Raw genomic sequence first — 19,801 nt, forward strand, 5'->3', positions numbered from 1 at the left:
AGGCCGTCATCGCGATCAGCGGGCTGGTTTACGTCATCAGTGAGCCTGGGCCGAAGGGCTCCCGGCCAGCACTTGCCTGTGCAAATTATCCACGTCGGCTTTCGAGGCCACCGCGGCGTATCCCTGCAGCAGCGCTTCGAAGTGGTCCTCGAACAGCCAACGCCGATCTTCTGCGTAGCGCTGCATGTGGCGCAGATTGCGTCGACGCAGGGAAGGGCTCAGTGATGACGGGTAGATTCGCAGGTCGGCCAGGTCGATCAGGCCGAACTCGCCGTCCTCCAGCACCAGCACATTGCCCAGGTGCAGGGAGCGGAAGTAGATCCCTTTCTGATGCAGTTGAGCCATGAATTTGCCGAAGCGCTCCACCAGTGCCTGGCGCACCGCCGGGGCGGTGATGCCTTGCAGGATCTGGCGTAGCGTGTTGCCCGGCAATGGCGAGTAGTGCACTGCGGTGCTGCCGTCTTCGAAGCGGTAGAGATCGAGGATTTGCGGGGTCGGGATGCCCATGCCGCGCAGTTGCATACTGTTGACGGCAAAACGATCGGAATAGGGCGTGAAACTGCCCGAGGTATACCAGCGGCGACGGCGGAACAGCTTGAGAAAACTGCCGTCGGTCAGGCGCAGGACTTTGGGGCCCAAGCCGTCTTCTTCGATGACCCGGGCATCGGCTGTCAGCTGCTGCAGGGCGCTTGGCGTCGCGGTCTTGATCGGCAAGTCCAGCAGGCGTCTGGCCCGTTGATTGATGCTCAATGCGGCAACCAGCGCCAGGGGGATCCACAGCAGGAACCAGTGCTCCTTGGGGCGCGAGATAATCCCGCCACCTTCAGTCAGGCCCGCGCCGATGCCGAAGGCCAGCCAGGCGGAGGCAATGATGAATAGCGGTTGCACGCGATGGCGCTGGCTACTGATGAAGCTCCATGCGAGGAAGAACAACCATGGCAGCAGGCCGATAATGCCAACGTAGTAGAGCACGCCCAAGGCAAAGCTATGGGGCTCTTGCAGGGTGTAGCCGACGCCCGGGTCCAGGCTCAACTTGGCGTTGTAGCCATGTCCGATCCACGGATGTTCAGCGATCTTGCCCAGGGTCAATTGCCAGAGCTCGATGCGGAAGGAGCTGCCTCTTGCGATGATTTTGTCGGCAAATAGCGCGAAAGTCGCCGTTCCGGCGATGAACATGGAGGCAAGCAAGAGGACCGAGCGTCGATTCCAGCAGATGAAACACAGCCACAGCGCCGCGATCACCAGTGCAACCAGTGGCGTTCTGGAGCCGGTGGCCAGCACGCTGGCGAACATGATCGCCATCGCTGGCAAGCTCAACCAAAGTATCCGGGGGCGCTTGCAGGTCATGCTCAGGCTTAGCCAGTAGGTACAGAAAAAGCCGAAGACGTGGGAGCTGAGCAGTGGATTGTCGAACGCGCCGACACCGATCAGGCGCATTTCCGGTTCGTAGATCAGGCCGAACCTGTACAGGTTGTAGGCAGAGATGATCAGCGCCAGCGTCGCGGCGCAGAACAGCAGGGGCTGAATGATTTCGCTGCGATGGCGCACCAGCAGGTAGCAGCCAACGAACAGCATCAGGGTATGCAGTGACGGTTTGATCTGACCGGCGGGGACGTCATTTTCCGGCCCCCAGTTCAGGCTGAGCAATGCCCACGCCACAAACAGCAGGACAGCAACGACGATCGGTTCGTGCAGCAGCTCCTTGGCGAGCCGCGGCCGCAAGCACAGTGCAATCAGTGCCGGAATGCTGAACAGGCCATAGTAGAGCTTGTGATGCTCACTGCGCCCCGGCAGGAAAAACAGTGCACAAAGCAGCAAAAAGTAACCGAGTGGAAGAATCCACAAACAAATGAAATCGAAGATTCTATTGGGCGTGCTGTTCAAAGCGTTTAATTGCATGCTGAGTAACTTATTCCTGAATTGAGCGACCGTACCAAGGCAGGGGCAGCGGGTGGCTATTTGACGCGCCACAATACACAGACTGTATGCGATTGCCAGAACCCTGGGGAAGCTGTGCTAAAGTCAGCGTCCTTTTCATCGACATTCGCGTGATATGACCGACTCCAGTCTCTGCGCAAGCCCATCGAGCTTGAAAATCTACTTCCGTCTGCTCGGCTATGTCCGGCCGTATATCAGCCTGTTCCTGATCAGCATCGTCGGTTTTCTGATTTTCGCTTCGACGCAGCCAATGCTGGGCTACATCCTCAAGTACTTCGTCGACGGTCTATCCAATCCTGAAGCGGCGCTGTTTCCAACCGTACCCTACCTGCGCGACCTGCAACTGCTGCAGGCGGTGCCGTTGCTGATCATCCTGATCGCCGCGTGGCAGGGGCTGGGGTCGTACCTGGGCAACTACTTCCTGGCCAAGGTTTCCCTGGGCCTGGTCCATGACTTGCGGGTCCAGCTGTTCAACAACCTGCTGGTGTTGCCGAACCGTTATTTCGACAAGCATAACTCGGGGCACCTGATTTCACGTATCACCTTCAACGTGACCATGGTCACGGGGGCGGCAACAGATGCGATCAAGGTCGTAATTCGTGAAGGCATGACGGTGGTCTTCCTGTTTGCCTCGCTGTTGTTCATGAACTGGCGCCTGACGCTGGTGATGGTCGCCATCCTGCCGCTGATTGCCATCATGGTGCGCACGGCCAGCAAGAAATTCCGCAAGCAGAGCAAGAAAATCCAGCTGGCCATGGGGGACGTGACGCACGTGGCGTCCGAAACGATCCAGGGCTATCGCGTGGTGCGCAGCTTCGGCGGTGAAAAGTACGAAGAGAAACGCTTCTTCGACGCCAGCCAGGGCAATACCGACAAGCAATTGCGCATGACCCGCACCGGCGCCATCTATACGCCGCTGCTGCAACTGGTGATCTACACCGCCATGGCCGTGCTGATGTTCCTGGTGCTGTTCCTGCGTGGCGATGCGTCTGCTGGCGACATGGTGGCCTACATCACCCTGGCCGGCCTGCTGCCCAAGCCGATTCGCCAGCTGTCCGAAGTCAGCTCGACCATCCAGAAAGGTGTGGCCGGTGCCGAAAGTATCTTCGAGCAACTGGATGTCGAGCCTGAAGTCGATACCGGTACCGTCGAGCGTGATGTCGTCAGCGGGCGCCTGGAAGTGCGCAACCTCAGCTTTACCTACCCTGACACCGAGCGTCAGGTGCTCAATGACATCAGTTTCTCGGTCGAACCCGGGCAAATGGTGGCGCTGGTGGGGCGTTCGGGCAGCGGCAAGTCGACCCTGGCCAACCTGATTCCGCGTTTCTATCACCACGACAAGGGCGAAATCCTCATCGATGGCGTCGAGGTGGAACAGTACAAGCTGTTGAACCTGCGTCGCCATATCGCCCAGGTGACTCAGCACGTGACCCTGTTCAGCGACACCGTGGCCAACAACATCGCCTATGGCGACCTGGCCGGCGCACCCCGTGAAGATATCGAAAAAGCGGCCAAGGATGCCTACGCGATGGACTTCATTGCTCAATTGCCCGAAGGCCTGGACACCCAGGTCGGGGAAAACGGCGTGTTGCTGTCCGGTGGCCAGCGTCAGCGCCTGGCGATTGCCCGGGCGTTGTTGAAGAATGCCCCGCTGCTGATTCTCGACGAGGCGACTTCGGCACTCGACACCGAATCCGAGCGGCATATCCAGGCGGCCCTGGATCAGGTCATGAAAGGTCGCACCACGCTGGTGATCGCTCACCGCTTGTCGACCATCGAGAAGGCCGACCTGATCCTGGTGATGGATCAGGGGAAAATCGTCGAGCGCGGCACCCACGAGCAACTGCTGGCGCAAAACGGCTACTACTCGCGCCTCAACGCGATGGGCCTCGACGCCCCGGCCGAAGACATCGCCTGACCCCGAAAGGGCGAGCCTGGCTCGCCCTTTCGTGCCGGTGCCGTCGCCTGGCGGGTCTTTTGCTCAAAAAATGAGCAAAAACACCCGGCAAATCATCCCGTTGCAGCCACCGCACAAGCCGACGCCAACCCTGTGTTAATATCGCGCCCCTGTTCATTCTGTATGTGGGTTGCACCATGAAGTTGTCCATGCCGCGATTCGATCAAGCCCCTGTCTTGGTGGTCGGCGATGTCATGCTCGACCGTTACTGGCATGGTGGTACCTCACGGATTTCCCCTGAGGCGCCGGTACCGGTGGTCAAGGTCGATCACATCGAGGACCGCCCGGGTGGCGCTGCCAACGTTGCCTTGAACATTGCCGCCCTGGGGGCTCCCGCCTCGCTGGTCGGTGTAACCGGCGACGATGAAGCCGCCAATAGCCTGGTCAACAGCCTCAAGGGCGCTGGCGTGCGCGCCATCTTCCAGCGCATTGCGCACCAGCCGACCATCGTCAAGCTGCGGGTCATGAGTCGTCACCAGCAACTGCTGCGTATCGATTTCGAAGAACCCTTCGCCACCGACGCGCTGGCGCTGGCCGCGCAGGTCGACGAGTTGCTCGAAGGCATCAAGGTACTGGTGCTGTCCGACTACGGCAAAGGTGCATTGAAAAATCATCAGGCGCTGATCCAGGCCGCCCGGGCCCGCGGCATTCCGGTGCTGGCCGATCCAAAGGGCAAGGACTTTTCGATCTATCGTGGCGCCAGCCTGATCACGCCGAACCTCAACGAATTCGAAACCATCGTCGGTGGTTGCGCCGATGAACACGATCTGGTCAACAAGGGCGCGCAACTGATGCACGACCTGGACCTCGGTGCCTTGCTGGTGACCCGTGGCGAGCACGGCATGACCTTGCTGCGTCCGGATCATCCGGCGCTGCACCTGCCGGCCCGTGCCCGCGAAGTGTTCGACGTGACCGGTGCCGGCGATACAGTGATTTCCACCCTGGCAGCGGCGATTGCCGCCGGTGAAGAACTGCCTCACGCAGTGGCACTGGCCAATCTGGCGGCCGGTATCGTGGTCGGCAAACTCGGTACGGCGGCCATCAGTGCACCGGAACTGCGTCGTGCGATCCAGCGTGCGGAGGGTTCCGAGCGCGGTGTGCTGGGTCTTGAGCAACTGTTGCTGGCGGTCGATGATGCCCGAGCGCACAACGAGCGGATCGTGTTCACCAACGGTTGCTTCGACATCCTGCATGCCGGTCACGTGACCTATCTGGAGCAGGCTCGGGCCCAGGGCGATCGCCTGATCGTCGCGATCAACGACGATGCATCGGTCAGCCGCCTGAAAGGGCCGGGCCGTCCGATCAACAGTGTCGACCGGCGCATGGCGGTGCTGGCCGGCCTGGGCGCGGTGGACTGGGTCATCAGTTTCCCGGAAGGCACCCCGGAAAACCTGCTGAGCGCGATCAAGCCGGACGTGCTGGTCAAGGGGGGCGACTACGGGATCGACCAGGTGGTCGGCGCGGACATCGTGACGGCCTACGGCGGTACCGTGAAAGTGCTGGGGCTGGTGGAAAATAGCTCGACCACGGCGATTGTCGAGAAGATCCGCAAGTCCGAATGAAGCCGTAAAAGATCGCATCCTCTGTAGGAGCGAGCTTGCTCGCGATGAACTCAGCGGCACCGCATTCAATCAGTCAACACGCGGTATCGTTCACGTCCATCGCGAGCAAGCTCGCTCCTACAGGGGCTGCGATCTTTTGCTTTTAAGAGCTGACCTTCTTGCGCGGCACGATTTTCTTCAGCAGCAGCTTGGCCTTCCCACGCAACCGCGCCAAACCCGAATCCTTCCCCGGCGGGGTCAGCCCCTGCTGCCTCACCCAGTCCTTCCAGCGAATTCGTTCATCGCGCACCAGCCAGCCTTCCTGCCGGGCAAAGCTCTCGGCCAGGTACAGGCCGCGCGTGCTGGCCGGGTGCAGCTGATCCTTTTTCAGGGTGTAGAGCTCAGCCATCGGGTGGCCGTCCTGCAAGGGCATCAAGTACAGGTCGGGGCGCTTGCGGTCGAGACGGGCGACGAGTTGATCGCCTTCCAGCCTTTCATCGACATGGAACAGACTCAGGGATTTGGCTTCCTTGGGAACGTCCAGGCGCAGGTCGTAAATCAGCTGCAGCGACGCCGTCGGCAAATGCACGTAAGCCCGCGGACGCTCCATCAACGTCAGGTTGGCGCAACGCACCGGCCGCGCCGAGCCGGACAGTGGCGACAAGCGAAACGGCAGGGCTTCGCGGTAATGCAGGGCGGCCGAGTAGGGTGCCGGCAGCCAGGTGTCATTGAATCGGCCACCGAGCCAGCCTTCCGGGGTTTCCAGCAGGCATTCTTCGGCAATCTCCTGGATCGCCGTGTGCAGGGGGAGGTTCAGTTCGTGGGCCGGCACGTAACCGGAGATCAGCTTGAGCACCACGTCGCCACGGTCCTGCCGACGCTGACGCACCAGCACCCAGTAGTCGCGATTCTGCCAATGCAGGGTCAGGCGCACCGAGACCCCGAGATTGGCCAGCTCCAGGGCAAATCGTTCGCTGTCGCCGACCGTGACCGGCCGACGACGTTGCAGGGTCTGGGAGAAATTCAGCGGCCTGCCGACGCTCTGGTAACTCAGGCCTTCAGGAGTCGCTTCGACGAATAACGGCAGGGTCTTGAAGTTGCTCGGGTTCTTTCTGATGAGCGTGCGCGACATGTCGGCTCCTGCTTAAGGCCGCGTGGGCGGCGTCAGTGGCTACGTAGGACCTGGGCAACGGTTGCGACATTGTGGGCGAGGTGCAGCGGATTGATGGTCCCGACAATAGCACTGGCAACACCCGGATGTTCAAACAACAACTCGAAACTGGCGCGTACCGGGTCCACGCCCGGACTCAGGCATACGTGACCGCTGGCGAGGGCTTTCTTGACCAGAATGGCTTTGCCGTGTGCAGCAGCATAGTCAATGACGGCCTTCTCGTTTTGTTCGTTCAGATTGTAGGTGACCATCGCGCAGTCGCCTTGCTCCAGCGCTTTCAATCCGCCTTCGACGGTCTTGCCGGAAAACCCGAAGCCGCCAATCTTGCCTTCGGCCTTGAGTTCGGCGAGGGTTTCGTAGACTTCGCAGTCATTGAGGATCGCCAGGTCGTTGCCATCGGAGTGCACCAGCACCAGGTCGATGAAGTCCGTTTCCAGACGTTGCAGGCTGCGCTCTACCGACATTCGCGTGTGTGCCGCACTGAAGTCGTGACGGGACTGGCCGTCGGCAAATTCTTCACCCACCTTGCTGACAATCACCCAATCCTGACGCTGACCGCGCAGCAACGGGCCGAGGCGTTCTTCGCTGCGACCATAGGCCGGGGCCGTGTCGATCAGGTTGATGCCCAGGTCGCGGGCGAGCTTGAGCAGCATGCGCGCTTCATCGTCATCGGGAATCCGGAAGCCGCTGGGGTATTTCACGCCTTGGTCGCGGCCCAGTTTCACCGTGCCCAGGCCCAGGGGTGAAACCAGCAGGCCGCTGCTGCCCAGCGGGCGATGCAAGTCATGCAGGGTCGGTTGGCTCATGGCAGCAGTTGCTCCCAGGCCGGTACGCCCATCGGCGGCTTCGGCAGTTCAGGCAGCGCTGCCGGGTGGCCTGGCTGGATACCGTCGCGGGTCAGGCTGGCGATGACCCGGTCAGCGAAGTCCGGCGCCAGGGCGAGCTTGGTTGGCCAGCCCACCAGCAGTCGGCCTTCTTCTGCGAGAAACGCATTGTCGGGGCGGGTCAGGCCCGATTGCAGGGGCTCGGCGCGATCCACGCGCAGGGTGGCCCATTGCACTGTGCTCAGGTCGATCCACGGCAGCAACTGGCCGAGTTCTTTCTGTGCGGTGGCGATTTGCTCCGCAGGCTCACGGAGCACGCCTTCGCTTTCGGCGATGTCGCCACCCATGTACCAGACCCATTGACCGTCGGCGGCCGGGTGGGTGGTGACGGTAATGCGCGGTTTGGTGCCGCCGCCCAGACAGTGGGCGTACAGCGGTTTGAGGCTCGGCCCCTTGGCGATGATCATGTGCAGCGGTCGACGCTGCATCGCCGGCTCGCTGAGGCCCAATGCTTCGAGCAGTTGCGCCGTGCCCGCGCCGGCGCTCAAGACGATGCGCTGGGCGCGGATCTCGCGCTCATCGACGATCAGGCCGACCAGCTTGCCACCTTCCTGCAGCGGTTCGATTTTCTGCCCGGCGAGCAAGCCGTCACCGGCGAGGTCGGCGAGGCGCTGGATCAGGCTCGGCACATCGATCACCAGTTCCGCCAGGCGATAGACCTTGCCCTTGAAGCGCTTGTCTTGCAGCGCAGGCGGCAACTGGTCGCCCTTGACCTGATCGACGCGACCGCGCACGGCCTTGCTGGCGAAGAAACTGGTCAGGTTGCCGGCGAGGGTACCAGGGGACCACAGGTAATGGGCTTCGGAGAGCAGGCGCACACCAGACAGGTCCAGCTCGCCGTCACCGGCCAAGGCTGCACGCCAGCGGCGCGGCATATCGGCGATGGCTTCCGAAGCGCCAGTCAGGGCACCGTGCAATGCGTACTTGGCACCACCGTGGATAATGCCCTGGGACTTCACGGTCTGCCCGCCGCCGAGGCTGGCGCTTTCCACCAGCACGGTCGAAAAACCCTGGCGGCGCAGGCGCGCGTTCAGCCAGAGGCCGGCGACACCAGCGCCGACAATCAGAACGTCGGTGGAAATAACGGATGGCATGCAGCGACCTCTGTGTTCAAGACGAGGGCGCAGTATACAGACTCGAAGATTGGAGGGGCTGACGCCAGTACTCTCGAGCCAACGAGTAACCCTGTGGGAGCGAGCTTGCTCGCGATAGCGGTGGGTCAGTCAACATTGATGTTGAATTCCATGCCGTCATCGCGAGCAAGCTCGCTCCCACAGGGGGGCGCGTATCGAGTTCTAATGCCCTGCAGTTTTGGAGAAGAGCTGGATGACCACAACCCCCAGCACAATCAACGCCATCCCCAGCATCGCCGGCACGTCCAGTTTCTGCCCGTAGATAAACAGCGCCGCGACGCTGACCATCACGATCCCCATGCCGGCCCACACGGCATACGCCACACCCACGGGAACGCTGCGCACCACCAGGGTCAGCATCCAGAAGGCAATGCCGTAGCCGACGATGACCAGCACCAGTGGCAGCGGGGTGCTGAAGCCTTTGACCGCTTTCATCGAAACAGTGGCAATCACTTCGGCGCAGATGGCAATGGCCAGGTAGTAGTAAGCGGTCATGGGTCAATCCTCGTGTGAAGTGTTGCTCTCTGAGGTCGGCATTTTAGTGATTTGCCAGATGCGGTAAAGTCATTACCTATCTGTTTAGAAGATGGGTTGGGCCATGAGCATGCAGTGGAATCTGGAGCAACTGCGGTTGTTTGTCAGCGTAGCGGAGCAGCGTTCGTTTTCTGCCGTGGCGCGGGATCAGCGCAAGGCGCAGTCGGCGGTCAGCAGTGCGATAGCGTTGCTGGAGGATGACCTGGGCGTCAGCCTGTTCGACCGCAGCAGCGGCCGTCAGCCGAAGCTCACTGAAGCCGGTACCGCGTTGCTGGACGAAGCACGGGAAGTGTTGCGTCAGTGTGAACGACTCAATGGCCGGGCATTGGCGATGATGCGCGGCCAGGAGGCGCGACTGCGCGTGGCGCAGGATGAAGCGATGCCTTATCAGCCGATCATCGAAAGCTTCGAGGCCCTGGCGGAAAAATTCCCCAGCCTTGAAGTGCAACTGACCAGCGCCGCCCAAGGCGATGTCGCGCGCAAGCTGGTGGAGCGGCGCGCCGATCTGGGGTTGCTGTTCTTTCACGATCAGATTCCCGAGGCGCTTGAGCGTCGTGTGCTGGGCAGCGTGGAAATGGTCACGGTGTGCGGCAAGGACCATCCGTTGGCGGGCAAAGGCACGGTGGACGGCCAGCAGTTGGCGCAGCATCGGCAGTTGCTGATGTCCACGGAGTCGAGCATTTATCCCGGCAGTGATCCCGCCAGTCCGCAAGTCTGGCGCGCCGACAGTTTCTATGTGATGGCCGAATGGCTGGTGCGCGGCCTCGGCTGGGCGTGGTTGCCGCGCCACGTGGTGCAATACCCGACTTATCAGAACCAGATGGTCGAACTGGTCAGCGAATGGACCCCGCCAGCGCTGGTGGTGGAGCTGGTATGGCGCCGGGACGAGCCGCTTGGTCCGGCCGCGCGCTGGCTCGCCGAACGTTTTGCCGTGCACTTGCAGACGATTGGCGAAAAAAGCCGATAAACTCCGCCGCCATGAATAGAACTCTCTACACCGCGCTGTTTTATCTGGGGCTGCCACTGGTAGCGATTCGGCTTTGGCTGCGCGCGCGCAAGGCGCCGGCGTATGCCAGGCGCATCGGCGAGCGCTTCTCCTACGGGATGCCGGCGATGAAACCGGGCGGCATCTGGGTGCATGCCGTGTCGGTGGGCGAAAGCATTGCTGCTGCGCCGATGATCCGCGCCTTGCTGGCGCGTTACCCGGACCTGCCGATCACCGTAACCTGCATGACGCCGACCGGTTCGGAACGTATCCTGGCCCTGTTTGCCAATGAGCCGCGCGTCCAGCACTGCTATCTGCCGTACGATTTGCCGTGCGCCGCCCGGCGCTTCCTCGATCGAGTCCGGCCGAAACTGGCGGTGATCATGGAAACCGAGCTGTGGCCCAACCATATCCATCAATGTGCCAAACGCGGGATTCCGGTGGCGCTGGCCAATGCACGACTGTCCGAGCGTTCGGCCAGGGGCTATGGCCGCTTCCGTAAGCTGACCCAGCCGATGCTGGCCGAGATGAGCCTGTTCGCGGTGCAGACCGAGGCCGAAGCCCAGCGCTTCCTTGATCTGGGTGCGCGACCGGAAACCGTCGAGGTCACAGGTTCGATCAAGTTCGACCTGACCATCGACCCGCAGCTGCTCGAGCGCGCCAGTCAGCTGCGCGAGCAATGGCAGGCGCTGGAACGACCGGTGTGGATCGCAGCCAGTACCCATGACGGCGAAGACGAAGTCGTGCTGGCGGCTCATCGTCAGTTGCTGGTCAGTCACCCCGATGCGTTGCTGATTCTGGTGCCGCGTCATCCGGAACGCTTCAATTCGGTGTACGGGCTGTGCCAGCAACAAGGGTTTGCCACCGTCCGGCGCTCCAGTGGCGACGCGGTCTGTGCCGATACTTCAGTGTTGCTGGGCGACACCATGGGCGAGTTGCTGTTTCTCTACGCCTTGGCTGACAGTGCTTTCGTCGGCGGCAGCCTGGTGCCGAACGGCGGGCATAATCTGCTGGAGCCGGCAGCCCTCGCCAAACCGGTGCTGAGCGGGCCGCATCTTTTCAACTTCCTCGAAATCGCTGCGCAGTTGCGCAGTGCCGGGGCGTTGCAGGAGGTGGAAGATGCCGAAGGGCTGGCGGTGGCGGTGCAGCGGCTGTTCGAACTGCCGCGTGATGCACAGCGCATGGCAGAGGCCGGGTTGAAGGTGATGCGCGCCAATCAGGGGGCGTTGCAGCGCTTGCTGGACGGGTTGGGGCGGTTGATCGAGCGCTAAGACCGAGTCGTATTCATTCGCGAGCAGGCTCGCTCCCACACTCGAAACACTGTGGGAGCGAGCCTGCTCGCGAAGCTTTTGCTTTTACTGCTCTGGCCGCGCTTTCAACTGTTCCTCTGCCGCCTTGGCCAGATCCGGTGGCAGGAAATCCTTGTCCGGGTTGTAGTTGGGATTGAGCCAGCGTGCCAGGTTTTGCAGGTCCCCCGGATTCAACGTGCCGGCCTGTTGCTTCAAGCGCAGGTTGTCGAGGATGTAGTCGTAGCGGGTGTTGTTGTAGTCGCGCACCGAGTTGTAGAGCGAGCGCTGTGCATCCAGCACGTCGACGATGTTTCGCGTCCCCACCTGATAGCCGATTTCAGTCGCTTCCACCGCGCTCTGGTTGGAGATGATCGATTGCTTGCGCGCCTGTACCTGCTCGACATCGGTGTTCACCGCGCGGTGCAGGTCGCGGGTGTTTTCCACGATGCTGCGGCGCAGGGCTTCGCGTTGCTGCTCGGTCTGGTCCAGTTGTGCATACGACTGGCGCACCTGGGAGTTGATCAGGCCACCGCTGTAGATCGGGATGTTCAGTTGCAGGCCGACAGTGGTTTGATCGACGTCGCCACCGTACGCCTGGGGCAGGTTGTTCGGGTTGCTGAAGCCCAGTGCATCGTTGTCGCCTTTCTCGTACTTGGCGATCGCGTCAACCGTTGGCAAGTGCCCGGACTTGCGTTGCTTGAGGGTTTGCTCGGCGGCGCTGACGGCATAGTTGCTGGCCAACAGATTGAGGTTCTGCCTGCCCGCGGTTTCGACCCAGGCCTTGGCGTCGTTCGGTACTGGCGGCAGGATCGGCAGGTTATGGCTGATGCCCCAGATCGAGTTGTACTGACGGTTGGTCAGGGTGATCAATGCTTCAAAGGCGTCGTCCACCTGACGCTGCGCAACGATGCGGTTGGCGCGTGCGGTGTCGTAGCTGGCCTGTGAGTTCAATACGTCGGTCTTGTCCGAGAGGCCGACATCGAAGCGCTCGTTGGATTGATCGAGCTGGCGCTTGAACGCCGCTTCTTCGGCCTTGGTCGAGGCCAGGTTGTCCTGGGTGCGCAGCACGTTGAAATAGCTGTCGGCGGTTTGCAGGATCAGGTTCTGCTCGGTCGCCGAGAGTTGCAGGGCAGCCTGTTCGTTGACTTCCTTGGCGGCCTGGAACTGGAACCAGCGGTCTGCCCGGAACAGCGGCTGCGCCAAAGTGGCCTGGTAGGAATGGGCATCGCGGTTGGACGTGCCCGACGGTTGATCGAGCGAGGTCCGCACCTCGGAAACATTGGCGCCGCCCGAGAGGTTCGGCAGCAGCCCGGCGCGGGCCTGGGGGACGACTTCCTTCTGCGCGCCATATTGGGCGATGGCCGCCGCCAGATCGGCGTTGTTGTTGACGGCTTCCTGATAAACGCTGACGAGGTCGTTCTTGTTCGATAAGGGCGCATCTGCTGCCCAGGCCAATCCGTTGGACGCACAAGACACGGCAAGGGCCAGTGAGAGTTTGCGCAGCATAGACGATCCCTAGAATTGATATTACAAAGGTAATTTGAGCGCCAAGGCTAAGGCTCTGCTTCGACAGCGTCAATGCGCGGCTCAGCGTAGCGAGTGTAGTTGCGCATTGGGGGGGCAACAATCCTGATACTGCGTGTTATTACGCCATTCATCATGGTATTTGCCGGGGGGTTGGCGTTCTCTGCCAGTTGTGTCTAGACTGGCCGGGTTCTTGTCGGGGTGCCTTGCTATGAGGCTGAGATCGAATAATTTCGGATCCCGTTGAACCTGATCAGGTTAGCGCCTGCGTAGGGAACAAGATTTCTCGTCACCCGGCGAGTCCTCTTGTGCTTCGTCCGGGAAATTGTTCGACAATCGAACGCTCCCCGTGTGACGACGCACAGCACCAGTCCTGGTGCGTCCGTGCCTTTCAGGTTCTGCTCCGACAATCCACTGCCTGGATGCTGTCTGGAGAGCCCGTGATGACCATAAAAGCAAAAAACGCGATCAACCTCAGTGAGTCGGCCAAGGTCGATGAGCAGTCGGTTCAACCCTTTACCCGTTCGCAAAAAATCTACGTCCAGGGCTCTCGCCCGGACATCCGCGTGCCGATGCGCGAAATCACCCTGGACGTGACGCCGACTGACTTCGGTGGCGAAATCAACGCCCCGGTGACTGTCTACGATACCTCGGGTCCCTACACCGATCCCAACGTGGTGATTGACGTGCGTAAAGGCCTGGGCGACGTGCGTTCAGCGTGGATCGACGACCGTGGTGACACCGAACGCCTGAGTGGCCTGAGCTCGAACTTCGGTCAGGAGCGCCTTGCCGATCCAGAGCTGACCAAACTGCGCTTTGCCCACGTGAACAACCCGCGCCGCGCCAAGGCCGGGGCCAACGTCAGCCAGATGCACTACGCGCGCAAAGGCATCATCACCGCCGAGATGGAATACGTCGCCATCCGCGAAAACATGAAGCTGCAAGAGGCCCGCGCCGCCGGCCTGTTGAAGCAACAGCACGCCGGCCACAGTTTCGGCGCGAGCATCCCGAAAGAAATCACCCCTGAATTCGTCCGAGAGGAAATCGCCCGCGGCCGCGCGATCATCCCGGCCAACATCAACCACACCGAACTGGAACCGATGATCATCGGCCGTAACTTCCTGGTGAAGATCAACGGAAACATCGGCAACAGCGCCCTGGGGTCGTCCATCGAAGAAGAAGTGGCGAAACTGACCTGGGGCATTCGCTGGGGGTCGGACACGGTCATGGACCTGTCCACCGGCAAGCACATCCACGAAACCCGTGAGTGGATCATCCGCAACTCGCCGGTACCGATCGGTACGGTGCCGATCTACCAGGCGCTGGAGAAGGTCAACGGCGTGGCCGAAGACCTGACCTGGGAGCTGTTCCGCGACACGCTGATCGAACAGGCCGAGCAGGGCGTCGACTACTTCACCATCCACGCCGGGGTGTTGCTGCGCTACGTACCGATGACCGCCAAGCGCGTGACCGGCATCGTGTCTCGTGGCGGCTCGATCATGGCCAAGTGGTGTCTGGCGCACCACAAAGAGAACTTCCTCTACACTCATTTCGACGAAATCTGCGAAATCATGAAGGCCTACGACGTCAGCTTCTCGCTGGGTGATGGCCTGCGTCCGGGTTCGATTGCCGACGCTAACGACGAAGCTCAGTTCGGCGAGCTGGAAACCCTCGGCGAGCTGACCAAGATTGCCTGGAAACACGATGTGCAGTGCATGATCGAAGGCCCGGGCCACGTGCCGATGCAGTTGATCAAGGAGAACATGGACAAGCAGCTGGAGTGCTGCGATGAGGCGCCGTTCTACACCCTCGGTCCGCTGACCACCGACATCGCGCCGGGCTACGACCACATCACCTCGGGCATCGGTGCGGCGATGATCGGCTGGTTCGGTTGCGCCATGCTCTGCTACGTGACGCCGAAGGAGCACCTGGGCCTGCCGAACAAGGATGACGTGAAGACCGGGATCATCACCTACAAGATCGCCGCGCACGCCGCCGATCTGGCGAAGGGGCACCCGGGCGCACAGATCCGCGACAATGCCTTGAGCAAGGCGCGTTTCGAGTTCCGTTGGGAAGACCAGTTCAACCTGGGCCTCGATCCGGATACCGCGCGTTCGTATCACGACGAAACCCTGCCGAAGGATTCGGCCAAGGTCGCGCACTTCTGCTCGATGTGCGGGCCGAAGTTCTGCTCGATGAAAATCACCCAGGAAGTCCGCGAGTATGCGGCCAACCAACGGATCGAAGCGGTCGACGTGGACGTCGCCCAAGGCATGGCCGAACAGGCTGAGCGCTTCAAGCAGGAAGGCAGTCAGTTGTACAAGAAGGTTTGATCTGACAGATCGGCGGTGTACTCACCGCCGTCTTCGCGAGCAGGCTCGCTCCCACAGGGGATTTGTGAACGACGCAAACCCAATGTGGGAGCGAGCCTGCTCGCGAAGGCAATCAAGAAAACAACAAATGTCCCTCTGAGATAACACCCTTGAGCATTCAACCCAGCACTTACTCCCCTGACATCGCGGTGCCGACCGACAAGCGTGTGTTCGGCGGTCGCGATCTGTTTTCCCTGTGGTTCTCCCTCGGCATCGGCCTGATGGTGTTGCAGACCGGTGCATTGCTCGCGCCGGGCCTGGGCCTGTCCGGTTCGTTGCTGGCGATTTTCCTCGGCACCCTGGTCGGCGTTCTGCTGCTGGCGGCGGTCGGGGTGATTGGCAGTGACACCGGCCTGTCGTCGATGGCCGCCCTCAAGCTCAGCCTCGGTACCAAGGGCGCGAGCCTGCCGGCGGTGCTGAACCTGCTGCAGCTGATCGGCTGGGGTTCGTTCGAAATCATTGTCATGCGCGATGCCGCCAGCCTGTTGGGCGCGAAGGCCTTCAACGAAGGCAGCCTGCTGTCGAATCCGCTGCTCTGGACCCTGTTCTTCGGCGCCCTGGCGACCCTGTTGGCGGTCAGCGGCCCGTTGACCTTCGTCCGGCAGATCCTGCGCAAGTGGGGTATCTGGCTGCTGCTGGCCGCGTGCATCTGGCTGACCTGGAACCTGTTCGCCAAGGCTGACCTGGCCGCGTTGTGGGCCAAGGCCGGTGACGGTTCGATGCCGTTTGCCGTGGGTTTCGACATCGCCATTGCCATGCCGCTCTCCTGGCTGCCGCTGATTGCCGACTACTCGCGTTTCGGCAAGCGTGCGAAAAGCGTCTTTGGTGGCACGGCCATCGGATTCTTTATCGGTAACTTCTGGCTGATGAGCCTGGGCGTGGCCTACACCCTGGCATTCGCGCCGAGCGGTGAAGTCAATGCCTTGCTGTTGGCGCTGGCCGGCGCCGGCCTGGGGATTCCGTTGCTGCTGATCCTGCTGGACGAGTCGGAAAAAGCCTTCGCCGATATTCACTCGGCGGCCGTTTCCAGCGGGATTCTGTTGCGCTTGAAGGTCGAGCATCTGGCGCTTGCCATCGGTGTAATCTGCACCCTGATCGCCTTCCTGGCGCCAGTGGCCCAGTACCAGAACTTCCTGCTGCTGATCGGATCGGTGTTTGCGCCGTTGTTCGGCGTGGTGCTGGTGGACCACTTCATCCTGCGCAAGCGCAGTGGCCAGGTGGCTTCAACCGCTTTGCGCTGGCCGGCGCTGCTCGCCTGGCTGGGCGGGGTCAGCACCTACCATCTGCTGGCCAATCTGTATCCGGACGTGGGTGCCACCCTGCCGGCGCTGGTCCTGGCAGGGTTGCTGCAGCTGGTGCTGGGCCGGGCTTTCAGTTACGGCCGGGAAACAGCTCGGGTTTGATGATGCCGTTCAGGCGAGGATAGGGGATCTTCAGTTCGACATGGCCCAACGCGTAAGGCGCAATGCTGCTGGTTTCGTACTTGAGGATCACCCCGCCGTAGGTCAGCGCCACGTTCTGGGTTTTCTGGAACGGCCAGCTCTTGACGAACTCCGGTTCCTGATCGAGCTTGGTGCTGATCAGCCAGCTGTTGTGCGCCACTTGCGCGGCTTTCCAGAACGCGTCTTCCTGCCCCGGCACCAACATGTCGGACAACGTCAGCACTTTATGCTGCTGGCGCGAGTAGTTGATGAAACCCCGCCCCGGCGTGCCATGGGCGCCGCCGGTGTCCAGGTAGCTGGACAATTCGATGATCACCAAGCCGTCATGCTGCTCACGTACCTTGGCCTGCAGATAGCTGCTGTTGCGCGGGCCGGCGGTGCGCAAAAACTCTTCGCGATAGGCCGCCAGGGTCGGTGCCACCGGCGCGTCGGGCGAGGTGCGGGTCATTTGCAGCAGGCGTTTTTCGATGATGCCGTCCAGTGCAGGCTCGTCGGGAAAGTGCAGGGTGTCGATGTTGACCAGCGGGCACTCCGGGTTGCTGCAACCGGGCTTGAGTTGCTCGGAAGCGTCGCGGGTGGTTTCCAGCGGCGTCCGGTAGTTGGGCTGGAACAGGCTCGCGCAAGCGCCCAGGGTCAGGGCGATGGCGGCCACGGAGGCGATTTTGAAAAGCGACATGGGCGTCCTTTCTGAAACAGGGGAAGGCAAAAAGTTACCGGCTTCGACTCTCAACAAAGCAATCAGTTCGCCACTAAGCTAATTAGAGAGGGTTTCGCCTTCACCGTCCATCCCGCTGACGGGAAAGGGGCTGCATCAAACATCACGGGCGCGTTAGGATGGCGCGAAGTCGAGGCCCAGGAAAAAAGGAACCTCGAACAGGATTCGCAGTAACGAGGATTGTCATGACGGATTTTGCCAACGCCATTCCGACCGCCGTTGATATCGTGCGGCGCGAAAAATGCTACGAGGGCTTCTACAAACTCGAACGCGTGCACTTGCGCCACGAATTGTTCGCCGGGGGCATGAGCCGTGAGATCAATCGTGAAGTGTTCGTGCGCCATGATGCGGTCTGCATGCTGCCTTACGATCCGCAGCGCGATGAAGTGGTGCTGATCGAGCAGTTTCGCGTCGGCGCCATGGGCAAGACCGACAACCCGTGGCTGATCGAACTGGTCGCTGGTCTGATCGACAAGGATGAAGTGCCGGAAGCAGTTGCTCACCGCGAAGCGCAGGAGGAAGCTGGGCTGGAAATCGGGGCGCTCTGGCCGATGCTCAAATATTTTCCATCGCCGGGCGGCAGTAACGAGTTCGTGCATTTGTACCTGGGGCGTTGTGACACTACCGGGGTTGGCGGCCTGCATGGGCTGGAGGAAGAGGCAGAAGACATCCGCGTCACGGTCTGGGCTTTCGAAGATGCCCTGCAAGCCGTGCGCGACGGGCGTATTGCCAACGCGGCGAGCATCATTGCCTTGCAATGGCTGGCTTTGAACCGCGTTGAAGTGAGGGGGTTATGGTCGTAAACAAGCTGCGCGATCGCTATCGGGTAGATCTGGTGGGGCTGCAAGCGTCCTGCGAGGCGAACTACGCGCGCCTGATGCGACTGCTGCCGGACATGCGCAGCGAGCCTGCCGCGCGACGCATCGCCGTGACCCATGGCGACCAGATGCTCGGCGTGCTGGCCCTGGAGGTATTGCTGACCTGTCCTTACACCACGACCCTGCAAGTGCGCCAGGAACACAGCCTGCCGTGGCTGCCGGTGCCGCAACTGGAAGTGCAGGTCTATCACGATGCACGCATGGCCGAAGTGGTCAGCGCCGAACATGCACGACGCTTTCGCGGCATCTATCCTTACCCGAACGCCTCGATGCACCAGCCGGACGAAAAGGCCCAGCTGAACATGTTTCTGGGCGAATGGCTGAGCCATTGCCTGGCGCTGGGGCATGAGTACGAAGTAGTACGTTAACTGCGAAGCGCAGTTGTGAACTGCGTCAGGTTCACGGATTTCCCCTTTCGATCGTCCCCCAGCATAATTGCGGCACTTACCCATTCCCGTGATCACGCCCTGGGAGAACGCCTTGCCGAGCGTATCCACATTGACCACCGCCGATCCGGCGTTGCTGGTGCAACTCTCCGACAGCCATCTGTTTGCCGAAGCGGACGGTACGCTGCTGGGCATGAACACCCGCGATAGCCTGCAAAAGGTCATCGAACTGGTGCGCGCGCAACAGCCGCGGATCGATTTGATCCTGGCCACGGGTGATCTGTCCCAGGATGGGACGCTTGCGTCCTACCGGAAATTTCGCGAGATGACGAGCCAGTTGGATGCGCCGGCGCGCTGGATTCCCGGCAATCACGATGAGCCGCAGATCATGGCCGCGGCGGCGGTGCAGAGCGCTTTGCTCGAACCGGTGGTGGATATCGGCAACTGGCGGGTCACGATGCTCGATTCGGCGGTGCCGGGCTCGGTGCCGGGGTATTTGCAGGATGAACAGCTGCAGTTGCTCGCGCGTTCATTGAGCGAAGCACCGGAACGCCATCATCTGGTGTGCTTCCACCATCACCCTGTGTCCATCGGTTGTGCCTGGATGGAACCTATTGGCTTGCGCAATCCCGAGGCGCTGTTCGCCGTGCTGGACCGTTTCGAACAGGTGCGCGCGGTGTTGTGGGGGCATGTGCACCAGGAAATCGATCAGATGCGCAACGGCGTACGTTTGATCGCCTCACCCTCGACCTGCATCCAGTTCGAGCCGGGCAGCGAGGATTTCAAGGTCGGGGAGCAGGCACCGGGTTATCGCTGGTTGCGACTGCTGTCCGATGGGGGGCTGGAAACCGGGGTAGAGCGGGTTACCGGGTTCGATTTCACTGTGGATTACGGTTCCAGCGGCTACTGATTTTTCATTTTTCTGGAAAACCGGGGCGCGGCCTTCGCGAGCAAGCCCGCTCCCACATTTGACCTGCGTCGGTCACAAATCCCCTGTGGGAGCGGGCTTGCTCGCGAAGTCGTCTATACAGGCACCTTGAATTTCGCGGATA

At 61.3% G+C, this 19,801-nt stretch carries 16 protein-coding genes and 1 riboswitch; of the genes, 9 read left to right on the forward strand and 7 right to left on the reverse strand.

The features are described from left to right. Positions 1 to 36 precede the first annotated feature (36 nt). The gene (locus PPUTUW4_RS02090; RefSeq protein WP_015093198.1) at positions 37 to 1,899 is read right to left on the reverse strand and encodes a bifunctional O-antigen ligase/aminoglycoside phosphotransferase family protein; all 1,863 of its coding nucleotides are present in this window, start codon (positions 1,897 to 1,899) and stop codon (positions 37 to 39) included. Positions 1,900 to 2,053: 154 nt separating this feature from the next. Between PPUTUW4_RS02090 and msbA the strand changes: the two genes are divergently transcribed. Further along, positions 2,054 to 3,856, forward strand: coding sequence for a lipid A export permease/ATP-binding protein MsbA (msbA, locus tag PPUTUW4_RS02095; protein WP_015093199.1), 1,803 nt, complete (start codon positions 2,054 to 2,056; stop codon positions 3,854 to 3,856). A gap of 176 nt (positions 3,857 to 4,032) precedes the next feature. Then, positions 4,033 to 5,457, forward strand: a complete 1,425-nt coding sequence (hldE, locus tag PPUTUW4_RS02100; protein WP_015093200.1) for a bifunctional D-glycero-beta-D-manno-heptose-7-phosphate kinase/D-glycero-beta-D-manno-heptose 1-phosphate adenylyltransferase HldE — start codon at positions 4,033 to 4,035, stop codon at positions 5,455 to 5,457. 142 nt (positions 5,458 to 5,599) lie between these two features. On the opposite strand, the gene PPUTUW4_RS02105 is transcribed toward hldE, so the two are convergent. The 4 genes from PPUTUW4_RS02105 to PPUTUW4_RS02120 all read right to left on the reverse strand — a co-directional run bounded on the left by PPUTUW4_RS02105 (position 5,600) and on the right by PPUTUW4_RS02120 (position 9,119). After that, entirely contained in the window at positions 5,600 to 6,568 is a 969-nt protein-coding gene (locus PPUTUW4_RS02105; protein ID WP_007977441.1) for a hypothetical protein, read from the reverse strand. 32 nt (positions 6,569 to 6,600) lie between these two features. Beyond that, positions 6,601 to 7,413: an aldo/keto reductase gene (locus PPUTUW4_RS02110; RefSeq protein WP_007977442.1), complete on the reverse strand. Its 813-nt coding sequence runs from the start codon at positions 7,411 to 7,413 to the stop codon at positions 6,601 to 6,603. Next, positions 7,410 to 8,585: an FAD-dependent oxidoreductase gene (locus PPUTUW4_RS02115; RefSeq protein WP_015093201.1), complete on the reverse strand. Its 1,176-nt coding sequence runs from the start codon at positions 8,583 to 8,585 to the stop codon at positions 7,410 to 7,412. The genes PPUTUW4_RS02110 and PPUTUW4_RS02115 overlap by 4 nt, the downstream gene beginning before the upstream one ends. 201 nt (positions 8,586 to 8,786) lie before the next feature. Then, a complete protein-coding gene (locus PPUTUW4_RS02120; protein WP_015093202.1) occupies positions 8,787 to 9,119 on the reverse strand; it encodes a multidrug efflux SMR transporter in 333 nt (110 codons plus the stop codon). A gap of 103 nt (positions 9,120 to 9,222) precedes the next feature. On the opposite strand from PPUTUW4_RS02120, the gene PPUTUW4_RS02125 reads away from it, so the two are divergent. Further along, positions 9,223 to 10,125 carry a LysR family transcriptional regulator gene (locus tag PPUTUW4_RS02125; protein ID WP_015093203.1) on the forward strand — a complete coding sequence of 301 codons (903 nt, stop codon included), beginning with the start codon at positions 9,223 to 9,225 and terminating at the stop codon, positions 10,123 to 10,125. Between the two features lie 11 nt (positions 10,126 to 10,136). Next, on the forward strand, positions 10,137 to 11,414 hold the full coding sequence (gene waaA / locus PPUTUW4_RS02130; protein ID WP_015093204.1) for a lipid IV(A) 3-deoxy-D-manno-octulosonic acid transferase: 1,278 nt from the start codon (positions 10,137 to 10,139) through the stop codon (positions 11,412 to 11,414). An 84-nt stretch (positions 11,415 to 11,498) separates the two neighbouring features. Here the strand turns inward: waaA and PPUTUW4_RS02135 are convergent, their stop codons facing one another. After that, positions 11,499 to 12,938, reverse strand: coding sequence for a TolC family outer membrane protein (locus tag PPUTUW4_RS02135; RefSeq protein WP_015093205.1), 1,440 nt, complete (start codon positions 12,936 to 12,938; stop codon positions 11,499 to 11,501). Positions 12,939 to 13,143: 205 nt separating this feature from the next. Next, a riboswitch (TPP riboswitch) is annotated at positions 13,144 to 13,249 on the forward strand. Between the two features lie 150 nt (positions 13,250 to 13,399). Between PPUTUW4_RS02135 and thiC the strand changes: the two genes are divergently transcribed. Together thiC and cytX are read left to right on the forward strand one after the other, a co-directional pair. Continuing rightward, positions 13,400 to 15,289: a phosphomethylpyrimidine synthase ThiC gene (gene thiC / locus PPUTUW4_RS02140; RefSeq protein ID WP_015093206.1), complete on the forward strand. Its 1,890-nt coding sequence runs from the start codon at positions 13,400 to 13,402 to the stop codon at positions 15,287 to 15,289. 149 nt (positions 15,290 to 15,438) lie between these two features. After that, on the forward strand, positions 15,439 to 16,731 hold the full coding sequence (gene cytX / locus PPUTUW4_RS02145; protein ID WP_015093207.1) for a putative hydroxymethylpyrimidine transporter CytX: 1,293 nt from the start codon (positions 15,439 to 15,441) through the stop codon (positions 16,729 to 16,731). Here cytX and PPUTUW4_RS02150 read toward each other — a convergent pair. Then, entirely contained in the window at positions 16,700 to 17,446 is a 747-nt protein-coding gene (locus tag PPUTUW4_RS02150; protein WP_015093208.1) for an RsiV family protein, read from the reverse strand. The genes cytX and PPUTUW4_RS02150 overlap by 32 nt on opposite strands. A 224-nt stretch (positions 17,447 to 17,670) precedes the next feature. On the opposite strand from PPUTUW4_RS02150, the gene PPUTUW4_RS02155 reads away from it, so the two are divergent. The 3 genes from PPUTUW4_RS02155 to cpdA all read left to right on the forward strand — a co-directional run bounded on the left by PPUTUW4_RS02155 (position 17,671) and on the right by cpdA (position 19,659). Beyond that, the gene (locus tag PPUTUW4_RS02155) at positions 17,671 to 18,288 is read left to right on the forward strand and encodes an NUDIX domain-containing protein (protein ID WP_015093209.1); all 618 of its coding nucleotides are present in this window, start codon (positions 17,671 to 17,673) and stop codon (positions 18,286 to 18,288) included. Further along, positions 18,279 to 18,731, forward strand: coding sequence for a DUF1249 domain-containing protein (locus PPUTUW4_RS02160; protein WP_007977461.1), 453 nt, complete (start codon positions 18,279 to 18,281; stop codon positions 18,729 to 18,731). Before PPUTUW4_RS02155 ends, PPUTUW4_RS02160 begins: the two co-directional genes overlap by 10 nt. Positions 18,732 to 18,843: 112 nt before the next feature. Next, positions 18,844 to 19,659 carry a 3',5'-cyclic-AMP phosphodiesterase gene (cpdA, locus tag PPUTUW4_RS02165; RefSeq protein WP_015093210.1) on the forward strand — a complete coding sequence of 272 codons (816 nt, stop codon included), beginning with the start codon at positions 18,844 to 18,846 and terminating at the stop codon, positions 19,657 to 19,659. Positions 19,660 to 19,801 lie beyond the last annotated feature (142 nt).

It is taken from the genome of Pseudomonas sp. UW4 (assembly GCF_000316175.1).
GTDB classification, from domain to species: Bacteria; Pseudomonadota; Gammaproteobacteria; order Pseudomonadales; family Pseudomonadaceae; genus Aquipseudomonas; species Aquipseudomonas laurylsulfatiphila.

What these genes read in the sequence shown, in the direction of transcription:
- thiC (WP_015093206.1), top strand. Translation starts at nt 13,400, where the DNA reads ATGACCATAAAAGCAAAAAACGCGATCAACCTCAGTGAGTCGGCCAAG.
- PPUTUW4_RS02115 (WP_015093201.1), bottom strand. Translation starts at nt 8,585, where the DNA reads ATGCCATCCGTTATTTCCACCGACGTTCTGATTGTCGGCGCTGGTGTC.
- PPUTUW4_RS02125 (WP_015093203.1), top strand. Translation starts at nt 9,223, where the DNA reads ATGAGCATGCAGTGGAATCTGGAGCAACTGCGGTTGTTTGTCAGCGTA.
- PPUTUW4_RS02155 (WP_015093209.1), top strand. Translation starts at nt 17,671, where the DNA reads ATGACGGATTTTGCCAACGCCATTCCGACCGCCGTTGATATCGTGCGG.
- hldE (WP_015093200.1), top strand. Translation starts at nt 4,033, where the DNA reads ATGAAGTTGTCCATGCCGCGATTCGATCAAGCCCCTGTCTTGGTGGTC.
- PPUTUW4_RS02135 (WP_015093205.1), bottom strand. Translation starts at nt 12,938, where the DNA reads ATGCTGCGCAAACTCTCACTGGCCCTTGCCGTGTCTTGTGCGTCCAAC.
- PPUTUW4_RS02160 (WP_007977461.1), top strand. Translation starts at nt 18,279, where the DNA reads ATGGTCGTAAACAAGCTGCGCGATCGCTATCGGGTAGATCTGGTGGGG.
- PPUTUW4_RS02090 (WP_015093198.1), bottom strand. Translation starts at nt 1,899, where the DNA reads ATGCAATTAAACGCTTTGAACAGCACGCCCAATAGAATCTTCGATTTC.
- PPUTUW4_RS02120 (WP_015093202.1), bottom strand. Translation starts at nt 9,119, where the DNA reads ATGACCGCTTACTACTACCTGGCCATTGCCATCTGCGCCGAAGTGATT.
- PPUTUW4_RS02105 (WP_007977441.1), bottom strand. Translation starts at nt 6,568, where the DNA reads ATGTCGCGCACGCTCATCAGAAAGAACCCGAGCAACTTCAAGACCCTG.
- waaA (WP_015093204.1), top strand. Translation starts at nt 10,137, where the DNA reads ATGAATAGAACTCTCTACACCGCGCTGTTTTATCTGGGGCTGCCACTG.
- msbA (WP_015093199.1), top strand. Translation starts at nt 2,054, where the DNA reads ATGACCGACTCCAGTCTCTGCGCAAGCCCATCGAGCTTGAAAATCTAC.
- PPUTUW4_RS02150 (WP_015093208.1), bottom strand. Translation starts at nt 17,446, where the DNA reads ATGTCGCTTTTCAAAATCGCCTCCGTGGCCGCCATCGCCCTGACCCTG.
- PPUTUW4_RS02110 (WP_007977442.1), bottom strand. Translation starts at nt 7,413, where the DNA reads ATGAGCCAACCGACCCTGCATGACTTGCATCGCCCGCTGGGCAGCAGC.